The sequence below is a fragment of the Pelosinus fermentans DSM 17108 genome, assembly GCF_000271485.2.
GTDB lineage: Bacteria > Bacillota > Negativicutes > DSM-13327 > DSM-13327 > Pelosinus > Pelosinus fermentans.
The window spans coordinates 4,765,014-4,780,365 of the sequence record NZ_AKVN02000001.1; the positions used below are offsets into that span (position 1 = coordinate 4,765,014).

A 15,352-nucleotide genomic window follows, 5' to 3' on the forward strand; every position below is an offset into this window, starting at 1 on the left:
ACTGGGCGCATTCGACTATTTAATACGAAATTGATTTTGAAAAAAGCCGCAAGGAATATCAAAATAAAATGTACCCGATAGAGTAGACAAAGAAAAAAATCTACTCTTCGGGTACATTTTATTTGAGTTAAAAGATTCGGCTGAATTATTTGAATGAGAAAACAATCAAAACAGCAATAAGAGCAAGGAACATTCCTGGAGCGGTTCGCTTCGCAATCTCCATAGGATTTACACCAGCTATTGTTGCGCAAACAATGGTAGCACCCGCTACTGGAGACATCGTACGTCCAAAAGCTCCAGATAATGTAGCAAGTGAACCCATGTCAGTGATTTTAAAACCAAATTGTGCAGCATAAGGGGTAACTGAGCCATTGAAAGCGAGAGCAGCTGCATCACCCGAACCACTCAAAATTGCAAGTAAATATGGACCGAAGGAGGCTGCATATCTAGCTATATCCTGTGATTCCTTCATTTTTTCAATGAGCGCACCAGTGAGTCCGATTGTCTCCATCCCTTGGGTGAATACAGCGGCTGCAATAATAATACCCACGATTTCACCATAAGACTCACCCATGCCTTTAAAAAAGCTTTTGGATATTTCTTGAGCATTCCCCAATGTCACGATAAATCCTAGTATAACCCCCATAATCATAGCTTGGGGAACTGTAACGACAGGAATAATACCAACCATTTTGCTGCCCAACACCAACAATACAAGAGGAACGATAGGAACTAGCGCTTTTACAAAGTTAACTTTAAACTCTTGCTTATTGACAGCTACTTTTTCGGCACGCTCAGCACTAGGACCTTCTTTGCGCAAATAAGAAACAAAAGTTAGCATCGGTGCTGCAATAGCAAGTGCAATAAGCACAGATGAGGTATGACCAGCGATAACGGTCATCACATCAACATTAGCTAACTTAGCGACAAATGGATTGTGAACAAGACCAGGGCTCATTGTACTGCCAAATGTGCCGGACATGACAGCAGCGGCCGCCATAGCAGGGTGTACACCAGCTCCAATCAAAGTAGGTATTAACACGGCGCCAACTGCAGCGGCGCACCCCGCTGTACTCGGTAAAGCAATATTAAGCACCCAAGTCATTATTACTGCTCCTGGTATCAAAATAAATGTAAATCTTTTTAGCAAGCTAGTTAAGAAGTTTACCAGATGACTATCACAGCCAGTCAGTTTCATTACATAGGAAAAACCCATCACTGTACAGATCGTGGTTACAAGCCCTTCGTTCACCATTGCTTTGGCAAACGCATCTATGGCTACTAAAGGTTTGCCGACGACTAAAGCCATTGCCACACCTGCTACGAATAAAACCAACCTGGTTTCATAACGTTTGATGATAGCGAGGAATGTTAATAGTACAATTAAAATGCCAAGTAAAACCATTCATTAACCCCCCTAAATTTTCTATTCTCATCGCCCTGAGCCGTAGTCATCTCAAATGACTTGGCTAATGTGCATTACCTTGAATTTTCCGCCACTTTGTGCTGCCGCCTTATTTAGCTGAACAAGACAGGTGGGACATTCGGAGACAACAATTTGCGCCCCAGAATTTTCAATATTAATGCGTTTCTTTGCTAAGATGGATGTTGCAATATCGGGATAATCCATATGGAAGGATCCAGCACCGCCACAGCAAGTATTGGCTCCTGCCATTTCTGTAAAGTTCCCGGTTGCTTTTAAAAGTTGGCGGGGCTGGTTTTTGATACCTTGCCCCCGTCCTAAGTGGCAGGGTTCATGAAATGTCAGTTTCGCATCAACACGGTGCTGAGGCTTATAGCCAACATGGACGAGATATTCACTGAGCCCCATAATTTTTTGACTGAAGGCAGCTGCCCGGTCTTTCCACACTGGATCATCAGCAAAATAAGCGGCAATGTGCTTCAATGTACCGCTGCAGCTAGCACAATCACTAACAATCACATCCGATTTTTCAAATAAAACAATATTTTCTTTTGCCATCTCTAAAAAGTCAGTACGAAGTCCATGAGCAAGGTGGGGTAATCCACAGCATAGATTATCAATTCGTTCTGGCTCTGTTAGTGTACCTAAGATAGTAAGTGTCCCCTCTACTGCATCAGGGAACATCATGCTCATGCCGCAGCCTTTAAAATAGGCGACCTTGCTTTTATCAGATAGGGTAATAGGCGACAGGGGCGCAGCGCTGCCTAGAGCGGCAGGACCTACAAAGGATGCCAAATACTGCTTGCGTGTAAATTCTCTAGGTGCCATACCATGAGGGACCACAGTATTCATGCCGATCCGACGTAATACCTTAAGTGTCCCGGCAGATAATTTTACAAGGGTTCGATTCTTCATGAGGGCACCTAGTGCCTTATATTTAGCACCCGGACTGCCATTTTTATCGGCAAAATACTGTCGAAGGGCAATCATCGCCTCATCGGTTTTGACCTTGCTGGGACAATTATCTACACAGGTGCGGCACAAGAGACAAAAATTAATAATGTCGAGTACCTTAGTACTAGGTTTAACAACTCCTTGTATCAGTCCCCTGGCAATATTATTTTTGCCCCGGGCACTTGATGATTCCATATCTTTTGCGCCAAATAGAGGGCATACGGTCAGACAAGTGCCACAACGGTCGCACTGACTCACAATATCTTCCACGTCTTTGAAGTATGATTTTATATCTGTATGCATTATTACAAACTCCTCACTACCAAATTTTATTTGGATTCAGAATGCCCTTAGGATCAAAGGATTGCTTAACCATTTGCAGCGCATTGACCCCTGCTTCCCCTAAAGCCTTAGTAATATGAGGCCGTTTCGTTATGCCAATACCGTGTTCACCGGATAACGTGCCACCTACAGAAAGAGCTGCCGAAAAAATCTCATTTACAGCATCATGAACTCGTTGTTCTTCTCCGGGCTTAGACAGATCACAAAGTACAGAGGGATGGATGTTGCCATCGCCGGCATGCCCATAAACGGCAATTGTCAGGTTGTATTTTTCTGCTATTTTGCGGATAAGACCAACGGTCTCAGGAAATGCATTCCGTGGTACTGAAATATCTTCGCCAAATCGATTGGGTGCCATAGCACCAATAGCTGAACTGAGTCCACGGCGTATGGACCAAATATCATCTACTTCTTGCTGGGAAGCCGCAATCCGAACTTCAAGTACCCTAAATTCATTGGCGATAGCTTGAATTTGCTTAGCCTGCTTCTCCAGATCGGCATTGGTCTCTCCGTCAATTTCCAGGATGACACAGGCTTCTATGGACGAATCAATCTCAAGTTTACGGTGTCTGGCTACTGCTTGGATACTGATTTTATCCATTAATTCTGCAGCCGCTGGTACCACTCCGGATATCAGCATTTTATGAATGGTCTTACAAGCATTATCCAGGGAAGGAAACATTAATTGCAGGGTATTTCGTGCTTTGGGCATCGGAATTAAGCGCAGCAGCACCTTGGTAATAACACATAAGGTACCTTCTGATCCAGTGAATAATTGGGTAAGATTATAGCCAGTTACGTTTTTGATTGCTTTGCCGCCGGTATTAATAATGCTGCCGTCAGCTAATACGACCTCAAGTCCCATGACATAATTACTGGTCACCCCATACTTGACCGCCCTCATGCCACCAGCATTTTCCCCCACATTTCCACCAATGGTTGCATACTTCCAACTAGCCGGGTCTGGAGGAAAAAACAAGCCTCTTTCAGCACAAAAATTATAAACGTCAATGGTACGTACGCCAGCTTCCACTGTAATCATCATATTTCCTTCGTCAAATTCGATGATTTTTGTCATGCGATGGAGTGCTAAGGAAATACCACCGCAGACAGGGATGCTGCCACCAGTGCGGCCACTAGCCGTGCCGCGAGGTGTTACAGGAATACCATATTCATTGGCAATCGCCATTACTGCGGATATCTCTTCCGTAGTGCTGGGAATGACTACAAGATCGGGAATATTCTCTGGCGACATTGGAACAAAGGATGAGTCATAAGAATAGCCAAAACACTCCTCTGTAGAATCAATCGCATTTTCCAAACCAACAATATTACGAATTTTCCTTTTGATTTCATTTGCTATCATTCAATCTACCTCCTAAATAATTCATAAAATTCAAATTATTTATTTTGTATTTCGTGTACCTAAATAAACACTATCATGTAGGATTATTAAAGGGAAATATATTATAGCAATGAGTTAATAACTTGTGCCTATAGTAGTTATAATCGATTTGAATTCGTACGAATTATACTTTATTCAATACATGCAAAAAAGTCCGCGAAATTTGCGGACTTTTTATTTTAGCAGCAGAATTTATAAATTTTAAAGGATGCATCAGTATTTTTCTTATGTATTTACTTTGTAACATCATCAATACATGCTTTCAGTTTGTATTGCTCCTTAAGAAATTTTATAAATGCCATGGATGCATTTGACAAATATTTATCCTTTTTCCAAGCTAAGCCAATATCAAATGTAATAGGTTCATGTAATGGAACAACGGCGATTTGAGGATCATCCCGAACGACCATGGTCATCAGCAGAGAAATCCCCGAGCCATTGGCAATTAAATTCTTTATTGTTTTAATTTGGTTGGAAGAAAGTATCGTATTAGGCATGAAATGTTGACGCAAACACCTGCTGATGACAATTTGATGCTGATAAGATCTTTCTTTTAGTAAGATAAACTGTTCGTTTTTCAGTTGATCAAATCTCACCGATTTCTGCTGTCCCAGGGGATGATCGGGATGCATGCACAAGACAAGTTCTTCTTGGGTGATAACCAAGGTATTGAGGGTTTCAGAACTTTCAGGAAGAATGATGATCGCCAAATCAAGTTCATCTTTTTCTAGTTTAGAAGCAGCTTCTAAGGAGGATGTCTCCTCAAAAGCAATCAGTTGTAAATCGGGATAGGCATGTTTAAAGCCTGAGAAAATATCAGGAAATAAGTAGGATTCAATCATCGGCGGAACACCTAACTTGACCGTGCCTTTTCGCCACGTCTTAAAGTCTTTTGCTTCCTGAATAGCTTGTTGACAGTCATCGAGAATCTTTTCCATTCGCGTAAGAAAAGCCTCCCCTTCCGTCGTAAGAACAGCTTTCTTTTTACTCCTGTCAAAAAGCTGGACATCAATTTCTTCCTCCAGCTTGCGAATAGCCTGGGTGATTGAAGGCTGAGAAATATGTAATTGCTCTGCTGCTCTGGTAAAACTATGTAGCTTTCCTACCATGCAAAAATATTCAATTTGTCTTAATTCCATATGCAAAAAACCTCCATAACGTCCAGCATAACACAGGTACAAAACTAACTTCATAAAGTTAACGTATCGATTAACATATATCCAACTCTAATCATTATTGAATAGGCTGTATATGAACTTCTTCACTCTATGAACTAATTCCTTGTAGAAATTTACTGATCTGCCTAACCGGCCCAGACATTACACAGACAGCAAAAAGGCCGTAGTAAAACTAACGTTTCACCACGGCCTTTTGACAATCAGTATAACTTCATAGGATTAGTATTGTAAAGTTACTTAGTTACTTGTACTTCATTCGTATCGATATTAACTCTTACATTTTTGCTGACTAATGGTGAAGCAGAAGAATCAATCGCTACAACATAGACCCATCGATCCGAAACACTTAAATTGTTAACCGGGCTGTATGTCTCAATTGCTCCAACTTTAGAATAGGATTCTCCGTAGATATAGTTGGGATTACCAATTTTTTTCGTAATGTTATTTTCTTTTACATACAAGTTACCGCTTTGGTTATTCCAAGAACGATCTAAAATAACTGTTACATTATCAAAAACTTGAGAATACACTTTTGCATCTGCTGGAATTGTTGCTGAGCTTGCTTTAGTAGCTTTAGAGTTAATGATTAACCCTTTATTGGCATCAAAACTAAATGTCAAATTGAATTCATCAACTCCATATCGCATTAATGGGGCATAAGTGATGTCGCGAAATACCAGTAGAGGCAGGGTTTCATTTTTGTTGTTAATTACTTTTCCATTAACACTGGTTTTAAGTTCAGAGATAACAGCATCTTCCAGTGCAGAGTTAATATATCGATTGTTAGGATTATAGGAAAGCTGCATACTGTTCTTAGTTATTTGTAGACCATTGTCCAAACTCCAATCCGTTTCCAGTCCGAGAAAACGGCTGTCGTTGTAAGTCATAGGTAAATAGGTGGTATCTTTGTAAACGATAACAGGATACAGTCTTGTATTATTATCAATAGCAACATCATTCGCGGTAATTTTAAAAGTCGGCAAATTCACTTTTACAGATTGTTGAGCGAATACGCTAGGTACCGCTAAACCGGTTAATAACGTTACGCTAAATGCAGCCATTATAGTTTTCTTTAAATAATTCTTCATAAGAACACCTCTTTTTTTTATTTTCCCACTTATAACTCTTACAGCCAACTTATGGCTCCCACTGACCGCCTGCTTTCTGTACATACATGACTTCAAGTAGCTTTCAGCCTAACTTAGTATGACTTCTTTCCTCCTCCATCTTATCTCTTTTCATCGAAAAACTAAGATTATTAATCTTTCAGCCATCTTCATGAAAATTTCTCTACCGGTATTGATTACTCTATCTTGGTACCTGTCTCTATTGTAAATCATGAATTCATTTACTTATCTAACTATGCAATAAATGTGCCAACACACTAATATGTTCATAAAACCAGCCCCAGCTTGAAGCAGCTGAAAAGATGAATCATGCTGTTCAAAAGAACGTTGACCGTTTACGTATTACGAAAACGCAACAAGTGTACCTAATCGTTCAGCACTTCATACGATCTACTGAGCGAGCGCCATATTCGTTCCAAACTAAAGTCTTTCCATAAAGAAATAGCAGACTACCGCCTATTTGAGGCTGCAGTCTGCTATTTTAATATTTTAAAATTTACAGTTTAACCCGAAACTCCGAGTATGACGGCCAGGAATTCCTCAACAACATCTCACATTCCTTATTATCCCAAATCATATGAACACAAATCCCGAAGATGAATCAGATCATCAACAGTAAGTGCAAAAGGAAAACGATATCCGGCAATAACCGCTGTCGGTCGCAAGTCCGGAAGCTCTATATAAGGATGATCGAAAATCTCCATTTTGGCCTCCCCTTTCCAGATGTGAGATACCATGATATCACGTGATTTAAGTTGTACAAGTTCATTCACTGCTGCTTTCCCATGTTTACCTGCAGCAAGTTCTGGAAAATATCGTACATTAACAGCTTTTGCAAAATTAGGCGAAGGAAGAGAATCCGTCAATTCGCATAAAGTAACTTGCGCTTCGATCAAACGACGGTCTTTAGCGGATAAAGTAGCACCAAACTTCCCACCTGGGCCTACAACAGGATTTGCTTTTGATGGCAGATCATAGGCCCGCGTAATCCATGTTGACCCCATTTGTTTAGGCCACCCCTGAATAAGACCCCGCATTAGGGAAACATCCTGGTCAACCCATATAAATGGGCAGTAAGATACAGGTGCTCCCTCAAATTGGGCAGATAATAAAATAATCGTTTCATGATATTGACTACGAACAGGATCTAAATACTCTTCATCATTTTCACTGGAGTACTGCCATTCAATAAAATATGCTGCGCAGCGGCTTGATGCTAACTCAAGACCCTCAGGCAAAAACGCTGCAGCAGCTATTGCATTTACCTCATACTCAACTGCAAGTGCATTGCCCACATAATGCCATGGCGGTTTTGGTGCAAGACTTGATGTGCCTCGTGGCGTCCGTGGAAGTGTATATCCTTTAAGCATTATATTACCTCCTCATTCCATAGATTTATTCTCTTTATGCTTGTTATCGCAATAAGCCCAAATTTCCCGTTAGTTTATTTACTTTTTTCTTCGGGCCGTACAAGCAAATACCTAAATAGTAGATGTCCGAACTTGGCAAACAGGAAAGTGTTCTGCTATAGTCTTCATACTCCAAGCATTTTTGAGCAAGCTCGCTGAAATCTATAACAGTTACCTCCGAATGAGAACTGTCAAACATTAAATCCCGAATATCTTTAATCTGCTGTCTACTACCACCTAAAACAGGAATTGTTTGGGCAGTGATTCCAATATGTATGTTGCCATTAGCATCTTGTATATCGCATCCTACAATGTCCTGTTGAAACATATTACTCAGACTAATTCCCAGCACTGCAGCGGTATTGGCTACTAGTCCGATCGGAAGTTCTTTATTGATAACCATGACGATCTTCACTATATTCCCCCCTTCTTTCCATTTATTTTAGCAACCTAAGCCCACAATGTATTGTAAAAAATTGACGTAAGAAATAGCAGCCTGCCTCCCTATTGCAGATGGCAAACTGCTATTTCTTACTAATTATTGATTTTGAAACCACATTCATGCTGTCCTCTATTATACGCAATATCAATTTACATGGGATAAAATGATTTTGAAATGTTGTATAGGCAATTTCTTCAATCTTAATCATCTAATTCTGGGTGCAAGATCAACTAATCGTAATCTCCTTTGCTTGATTACAGCAAAGCACTTTATTCTGTCCGTTTAGTTTTGTTTGTATTTTAACTTCTTCTCCCCATAAACTGGCAATATATTTTATTGCATCTTTCGCAAACTCCAACTCAAGCTCCCGCCCGTCAAAATCATGTTCCAGAATCAAAGTACCCTTTTCCACATCCAGGGGCTTAATAGCGGGAATATGGTTTACCTGGACCCATCGCAGGTTGCCTGAAAATCCCTTAAATAATGAAAGGTTACAGACAAAATGAAATAGCCTCAGTCCGCTGGAAGTTCGGACCAAGGCTGCTTAGATACTTTATTTTTTTATACTGCCTCCTTGACAGGGACAGTGTTCAATCCTTAAGTTCAACTCGCTTAATCTCTCCAACAACAAACAAATAACAGAAAATAGCAACAAGGCAATGTACAGCAATATAAACTAACGCACCATTGAATGATCCTGTTATTTTTATAATATAACCAATTGCAATGGGGGTAATGATACTGGTAAGATTGCCAAAAATGTTTAATACAGCGCCACTCACACCGACGATGGCTTTTGGCGCAGTATCGGAATTGACCGTCCAGCCAAGTTGACCCAGTCCTTTACCGAAGAAGGCTACAGACATAACAGCGATGACGATCCATTCCGTGTCCACATAATTACAGGCGATTATCGTGGTTCCTAATAACATCCCTACTATTATCGGTATTTTCCTGGCAATAGTAAGAGAATAGCCCTTTTTGAGCAAGAAATCAGATAACATTCCACCCAAAATTCCGCCCACAAAACCAAATATTGCGGGTACAGATGCAGCAAAGCCGGCTTTGAGAATCGTCATTCCACGAGCCTGCACCAGATAAACTGGAAACCAGGTAATAAAGAAATATATCGTAGCGTTAATGCAATATTGGGCAATATAGATTCCTAGCATCATACGATTTTTAAGCAGTTGTTTAACATATTTCATGTTAGGTCCATCTTGCTTAGCTCCATCTTTCTTTGCTTGATCCATATCGACCAAGCCGCCGCCTTCTGTAATATATTGAATCTCAGCTTCATTGGCCATGGGATGATCTTTAGGATTATGAATAAACTTATTCCATACCAATGTAAAGAGCATCCCCATCGCGCCCATAACCACAAACACATAGTGCCAACCATAAGTGAATACAAGCCATCCCATCAGCGGCCCAAACAATACGGTGGCAGCAGCTTGACCGGAACTAAAAATAGCTGCTGCAGTACCGCGCTCTGAGGCAGGGAACCAAGCCGCAACAATTCGACTATTTGCCGGAAATGAAGGTGCTTCAGAAGCCCCAACCATGAACCTTAACGCAAACAAAGTAGCAACTGCAGTAAATCCAGTTAGAAAACCAACGAAACCTTGAAATAATGTAAATAAAGACCAAAAGAAAATACTAGCTGCATACACTTTTCTTGAACCAAATCGATCCAACAAATATCCTCCTGGTAACTGACAAAGGACATATGCCCAACCAAAGGCAGAAAAGATATAACCCATCGCTACAGAATCCATATGCAAGTCTTTTGCAATCTCTGGGCCGGCCAGTGCAATCGTAGCACGATCGGCGTAATTGATGATAGTAACAATAAATAATATGGCTACGACTATCCAGCGAACATTCGTCTTCTTTACTGTGGAAGGAGTTATTTTGGGTGTAACATGATTCATAGTATCCATAATTTCACCTGGTAGATTTGCTAATCCACAGATCTACGCTATCCTTTCTCTATATAGTGATTTTATTTATCATTACCGTTCATTAAAATTTTCTTTCCGTTAATCATTCTTTTATATCTACTCTTTCAATATGCTTCCTAGCAAAGGAAGCTTGCAGGAACCTTTCCTGCAAACTCCCCTATACAGACTACTTTAACTATTTAATAAACTTAACTTGACTACAAACATCTTTAACGATTGGTATTTTCTTCTCATTGAATATGACCTTATTAGTTTCAAAGAGATTATTTCCTTTGGTATCAATAGAAATAATGAGCGGACCAAATTCTTTTACTCTACAGACCCAAAGCGCCTCAGGCATGCCAAGTTCTAACCATTCAACTCTTTCGATTTCTTCCACTTTCGTCGCAGCCAGTACCGCACAGCCACCAGGGAACACTGCATGAACTGCTTTGTAAGTTTGGCATCCTTCCACTGTATTCGGGCCCATGCCGCCTTTGCCGACAATTAATTTTACCCCTGTCTCTGCAATAAATTCTTTTTCGAACTTTTCCATCCGCATACTGGTGGTAGGTCCTATGGAAATCATTTTCCATCCATCGTCTTCTTTTACAACAATTGGTCCTGCATGGAAAATTGCTAATCCTGCCAGATCGACAGGTAATTTTTGACCTAATTCTACAAGACGACGGTGAGGCATATCACGACAGGTAACTAGATATCCATTTAGATACACAACGTCTCCCGCCGTTAGCTGCTCAAGGTCGCCATTCTGAATTGGTGTTGTTAAAATCTTTTTCACAGTGTTCCCCCCCTGTGTGAAGTAATTTCATAAGTCATATCTTCATTGATTTGAATATTACCTTTTCTATGAGCCCAGCACCCGATAGATACCGCTACGCTAATGGTGGACGGATGGCGAGCTGCTGTTTCCATATGCACACCCATAACAGAGTTCTTACCAGATAATCCTTGTGGTCCAAGACCTAAGTCATTGAGACCTTTCTCCATCAACCGCTCCATTTCTGCGCCCCGCGAATTAGAGTGACGTACTCCAAGTGGACGAAATAGTGCCTTTTTTGAAAGTTCTGCCGCCACATCAATGGAGCCGCCAATCCCTATTCCTACCAATAATGGTGGGCAAGCATTGATCCCATAGGATGTCATCACGTCAAAAACAAACTCCACAACACCTTCATATCCTGCTGCAGGCATCAACGTTTTACCCTGTCCTGGCAAACTACAGCCACCGCCGGCCATGTATACTTCAATATTGATACCTTTCTCGTTAGGGATAATCTCCCAGTTTATCCAAGGGATGCGCTCACCTGTATTCGTACCTGTGTTTTTCTCTTCGAAGATTTGCACAGCATTATGACGCAGCGGTGCTTCCTTCGTGGCTTCCAGAGCCGCTGTCCGCAGAATATCTTGTACCTCTGCCAGCAAGGGAAATTGTGATCCGACCTTGACAAAATACTGGACAACTCCGGTATCCTGACAGCATGGGCGGTTCAGCCGATTAGCCAATTCCTGATTTTCAGTCATGGAATCATATACTACCTTTGCCAGATAGCTGTCTTCCTGTTCACGTAATTCTTTTAGCTTCGCTGTAACGTCGTCAGGCAGATGTTTCCCCATATAACCTGTAAATTTAGTCATAATCTCTGTCATCGCCTGAATTTTTTCTTCTTTGTTCATGTAATAACCTCCTCATGTTTCAAAAATCAATATTTTCTATATATTCAGGTATTATTGCTTTTGATAGTATTGTAATATACAATAAATAATAGGTCTAATACTAAAATATCTATCAATACCATAGTGTATATCCTATACCAAAAGAAAAAAAGGAGTATCATATGGAGTACCGTCAAATGAAATATGTCTTAAAAGTAGCGGAAGAACAAAGTTTTTCTCAGGCTGCTAAAAAATTATATATCGCCCAACCCTCTTTAAGCCAATGCATTCAAAGGCTGGAGAAGCAATTAGGTGTCTTATTGTTTGATCGGACAGCGACTCCCTTGCGGCTTACTTTTGCCGGAGAATTATATATTGAGACTGCAAAACGAATTTTAGACTTGAATGATCAAATGATTCAGCAAATGGATGACATCGCGGATTTGAAAAAAGGCCGCCTTACGATCGGAAGTTCTCCTTTTAGAAGTACGTATCTCCTGCCACAAGTGCTGCCTCTTTTTCAAAGACAATATCCAGGTATTGAAATTGTTTTAGCCGAAGGCACTACCGCAGAGTTAGAAGAATTTGCTTTAAATGGCATCACTGACTTTTCAATCGTACTCCTGCCAATAGCAGAGAATATTTTTGCTTATGAACCGATTTTGACAGAAGAACTTTTAATTGCTTTATCACCACACCATCCCTTAAGCAAACAAAATAGAGGAAGTAATTCAAACCAGCCGCCCTGGACAAATATAAACATTTCCGAGCTAAAGGAAGTACCATTTATTCTAATGAAGCATGGACAAAGACTGCATCAGACTTTACTTGATCTTTGTGCACAAGCTGGATTTAAACCGAAGATTATTCTTGAAAGCCAAAGCATGGAAGCGGCACAGGCTTTAGTTGTAGCTGGACTCGGTGCCACTTTACTCCCTGATACATTAGTTAGACATAGGTATATGCCAGAACATCCCTGCTATTTTTCAATAAAGGAATCCATTAACACAAGAACCGCTATTATAGCCTATCGAAAGGGAAAATACCTTTCTAAAGCAGCTCGTTTATTTATATCTTTGATGAAGGAAATGCATAAATAAAACTCTACCCTCTACTTCTGAATAGTATCTTACAAAAAAGTGCGTACTCCCCATTAATTGCATATTGGTGTATTATAAAAGCATCGAAAATTCAAGGAGGGTTAGCACTATGAAAAAAGAAATTGAAGTCTTTGATTATGCTAATGAAATTCTGAAAGCAGTCAAAACAGGCGTTTTATTGACCACAAAGGCAGCTGACAAAGTGAACTCTATGACTATTTCTTGGGGCACACTCGGAATTGAATGGTCAAAACCAATTTTTACAGTTTTCGTTAGAGAAAATCGCTTTACAAAACATCAACTTGAAAAAAATCCTGAATTCACAATAAATATACCCTATGGTTCTTTTGACAAAAAGATCTTGGGGGTTTGCGGGACAAAATCCGGTCATGCAATTGATAAGATTAAAGAACTTAACTTGACGCTTGTAACACCTAATACTGTTTCTGTTCCTGCTATTAAGGAGCTTCCCTTAACACTTGAATGCAGGGTTATTTACAAACAGAAACAAGATGAGCGTGAAATTACAGAAGAAAACAAGAACGTATGTTACCCACAGGATGTTGATAGTTCATTTCACGGTGCAAACAAGGATTTTCATACCGCTTATTATGGAGAGATTGTTAGCGCATATATTATCGAGTAGATCGCTTTAAGCGACATGGCGCCAGAGGCACGTAATGTAAGTTCAACTTTTGTTATGCCTATAGCCCAATATAAGTCTGATAAATGCACATAAGAGTAATGCCATGCTGTCTATCTGTCAGCATGGCATTACTCTTATGCTTTTTGCCCAGTCCACATATATTTGATCCATTTTGTATCGTTACCAGTCATGCGGTTTTCCCCTATTACTCTTACCGCCTTGTTGGCTCCCAGGACAATGCCTGCATGATAAATCGTATGGAGTCAGCAAATCCTTGCCGATAGCTAACAGCCATACTCGCTGCTTCCCTTTCATTGTTTTTATCCGCCAGCCTGCTTAATGTGCGATGTAAATGTGGAGGCAACGCTGCACGCAGCTCATCTTCATATTCTTTAGCCGCTATATCGGAATAATAATAGTCATTTGATACTTGCTGCAGAGGTATATTAAGACTAACATCCTCCATAGAATCCATTGCACATTCAAAAAGGCTTTCTTTTTTCATGATAATCCTCTCCTTCGTATTTATAATGAACTCTTGCCATCTATGGGTTATACTTTTTAATTCTTTAATTCTATTTTAGAATTATTTTAGACTTGAGTCAACTATTTTTATTCTATTTCGGAATAAAAATATATTATATATTGGATTGCTTGAGGTAAACCTGTAGAATAGGGATTAGAAAATATTCTATTTTAGAATAGGTGGTTATTATGGATGTTGGTGCTCGTATTAAAGAATTGCGTAAAGCTAAAAATCTAACAACTCAAGAATTAGCGAAAATGACAAATATTTCTCAACCAGTTATTAGTCGATTAGAAACTAATAGCAGGGCTGCCGATGTTGATTTAATCAAATCCATCTGCACCGCATTAGGAATATCTTTAACCGATTTCTTCGCCAGTGAAACACAAACACTTGCCCCATCACTAAATCGTCTTCTTCTTGCTGCCGAAAAGCTTACAGAAGAAGAACGCGAACAACTAACAACTCTGATTAAGACCATGAAACCTTGATTATTACTTAAAATCAAAAAAAGCCAATCCCATACTATAAAGGGAATTGGCTTTTTTATTGTGTGTTAAAGGAGCTCTTCTATAGGTATATTGTATCTATGGGCTTATATAAATGTGGACACTGGGGACGTTCCTTTTCTGGCAACTTTATTGTGACAAAAAAGGGATGTCCCAAACTGTCTTTATAGCACCTCAACTAAATTTATAACCCTTACACTATAACTTCCACCCGTCTGTTCTATGAGCTTCTGATGTAAAAGTATAATATTTGCCATTGTGGACACTGGGGACGTTCCTTTTCTGGCAACTTTATTGTGACAAAAAAGGGATGTCCCAAACTGTCTTTATAGCACCTCAACTAAATTTATAACCCTTACACTATAACTTCCACCCGTCTGTTCTATGAGCTTCTGATGTAAAAGTATAATATTTGCCATTGATAATTTACGCATCATTTAGAAAGTTCCAGAAAAGCTTCTTTATTATCAGTAATAACAGTATCCATCATATCTTCTAACTTTTTTTGTTCTTTATTACACAAGAATTCAACAAAATCAATGGTCTGCCGTTGCTTATTCGCAGGCAATTTTTGGAATTCCTGCAATAACTTTTCTGCTAATGTCATTGATTTCACCTCCAAGACGTTACTTTTATTATACCCCTCTGATAGTCTTTTGAACACTATTATA

Annotated in this window: 16 protein-coding genes; 3 read left to right on the forward strand and 13 right to left on the reverse strand. The window is 39.8% G+C overall.

Going from position 1 to position 15,352, the window contains the following annotated elements:
- Positions 1-145 precede the first annotated feature (145 nt).
- The 11 genes from dcuC to ttdA all read right to left on the reverse strand — a co-directional run bounded on the left by dcuC (position 146) and on the right by ttdA (position 11,921).
- The gene (gene dcuC, locus FR7_RS21825) at positions 146-1,405 is read right to left on the reverse strand and encodes a C4-dicarboxylate transporter DcuC (protein WP_007950855.1); all 1,260 of its coding nucleotides are present in this window, start codon (positions 1,403-1,405) and stop codon (positions 146-148) included.
- Positions 1,406-1,456: 51 nt separating this feature from the next.
- Complete coding sequence (locus tag FR7_RS21830) at positions 1,457-2,680, reverse strand: (Fe-S)-binding protein (RefSeq protein WP_007950857.1); 1,224 nt, start codon at positions 2,678-2,680, stop codon at positions 1,457-1,459.
- Between the two features lie 16 nt (positions 2,681-2,696).
- Complete coding sequence (locus tag FR7_RS21835) at positions 2,697-4,085, reverse strand: FAD-binding oxidoreductase (RefSeq protein ID WP_007933014.1); 1,389 nt, start codon at positions 4,083-4,085, stop codon at positions 2,697-2,699.
- Positions 4,086-4,357: 272 nt separating this feature from the next.
- The gene (locus tag FR7_RS21840; protein ID WP_007933015.1) at positions 4,358-5,263 is read right to left on the reverse strand and encodes a LysR family transcriptional regulator; all 906 of its coding nucleotides are present in this window, start codon (positions 5,261-5,263) and stop codon (positions 4,358-4,360) included.
- Positions 5,264-5,535: 272 nt separating this feature from the next.
- The gene (locus FR7_RS21845) at positions 5,536-6,438 is read right to left on the reverse strand and encodes a hypothetical protein (RefSeq protein WP_237769569.1); all 903 of its coding nucleotides are present in this window, start codon (positions 6,436-6,438) and stop codon (positions 5,536-5,538) included.
- 554 nt (positions 6,439-6,992) lie between these two features.
- Positions 6,993-7,799 carry an acetoacetate decarboxylase family protein gene (locus FR7_RS21850; protein WP_007950861.1) on the reverse strand — a complete coding sequence of 269 codons (807 nt, stop codon included), beginning with the start codon at positions 7,797-7,799 and terminating at the stop codon, positions 6,993-6,995.
- Between the two features lie 43 nt (positions 7,800-7,842).
- Positions 7,843-8,253, reverse strand: a complete 411-nt coding sequence (locus tag FR7_RS21855; RefSeq protein WP_007950862.1) for a DUF2000 domain-containing protein — start codon at positions 8,251-8,253, stop codon at positions 7,843-7,845.
- Between the two features lie 253 nt (positions 8,254-8,506).
- Positions 8,507-8,692 (reverse strand): hypothetical protein, encoded by a 186-nt coding sequence (locus FR7_RS24350; RefSeq protein WP_237715536.1) that lies wholly within the window; start codon positions 8,690-8,692, stop codon positions 8,507-8,509.
- A gap of 178 nt (positions 8,693-8,870) precedes the next feature.
- A complete protein-coding gene (locus FR7_RS21865) occupies positions 8,871-10,223 on the reverse strand; it encodes an MFS transporter (protein WP_007933019.1) in 1,353 nt (450 codons plus the stop codon).
- A 196-nt stretch (positions 10,224-10,419) separates the two neighbouring features.
- Positions 10,420-11,025 carry a L(+)-tartrate dehydratase subunit beta gene (gene ttdB, locus FR7_RS21870; protein WP_007933020.1) on the reverse strand — a complete coding sequence of 202 codons (606 nt, stop codon included), beginning with the start codon at positions 11,023-11,025 and terminating at the stop codon, positions 10,420-10,422.
- Entirely contained in the window at positions 11,022-11,921 is a 900-nt protein-coding gene (ttdA, locus tag FR7_RS21875) for a L(+)-tartrate dehydratase subunit alpha (RefSeq protein ID WP_007933021.1), read from the reverse strand. The genes ttdB and ttdA overlap by 4 nt, the downstream gene beginning before the upstream one ends.
- 161 nt (positions 11,922-12,082) lie before the next feature.
- On the opposite strand from ttdA, the gene FR7_RS21880 reads away from it, so the two are divergent.
- Both FR7_RS21880 and FR7_RS21885 read left to right on the forward strand, forming a co-directional pair.
- Positions 12,083-13,000, forward strand: a complete 918-nt coding sequence (locus FR7_RS21880) for a LysR family transcriptional regulator (RefSeq protein ID WP_007933022.1) — start codon at positions 12,083-12,085, stop codon at positions 12,998-13,000.
- Positions 13,001-13,109: 109 nt separating this feature from the next.
- A complete protein-coding gene (locus tag FR7_RS21885) occupies positions 13,110-13,646 on the forward strand; it encodes a flavin reductase family protein (protein WP_007933025.1) in 537 nt (178 codons plus the stop codon).
- A 211-nt stretch (positions 13,647-13,857) separates the two neighbouring features.
- Here the strand turns inward: FR7_RS21885 and FR7_RS21890 are convergent, their stop codons facing one another.
- A complete protein-coding gene (locus FR7_RS21890) occupies positions 13,858-14,151 on the reverse strand; it encodes a hypothetical protein (protein WP_007933026.1) in 294 nt (97 codons plus the stop codon).
- Between the two features lie 209 nt (positions 14,152-14,360).
- Between FR7_RS21890 and FR7_RS21895 the strand changes: the two genes are divergently transcribed.
- Positions 14,361-14,663, forward strand: coding sequence for a helix-turn-helix domain-containing protein (locus tag FR7_RS21895; protein ID WP_007933027.1), 303 nt, complete (start codon positions 14,361-14,363; stop codon positions 14,661-14,663).
- A gap of 451 nt (positions 14,664-15,114) precedes the next feature.
- Here FR7_RS21895 and FR7_RS23605 read toward each other — a convergent pair whose 3' ends face one another.
- Positions 15,115-15,288 (reverse strand): DUF2281 domain-containing protein, encoded by a 174-nt coding sequence (locus FR7_RS23605; RefSeq protein ID WP_007933756.1) that lies wholly within the window; start codon positions 15,286-15,288, stop codon positions 15,115-15,117.
- Between the last annotated feature and the right edge of the window lie 64 nt (positions 15,289-15,352).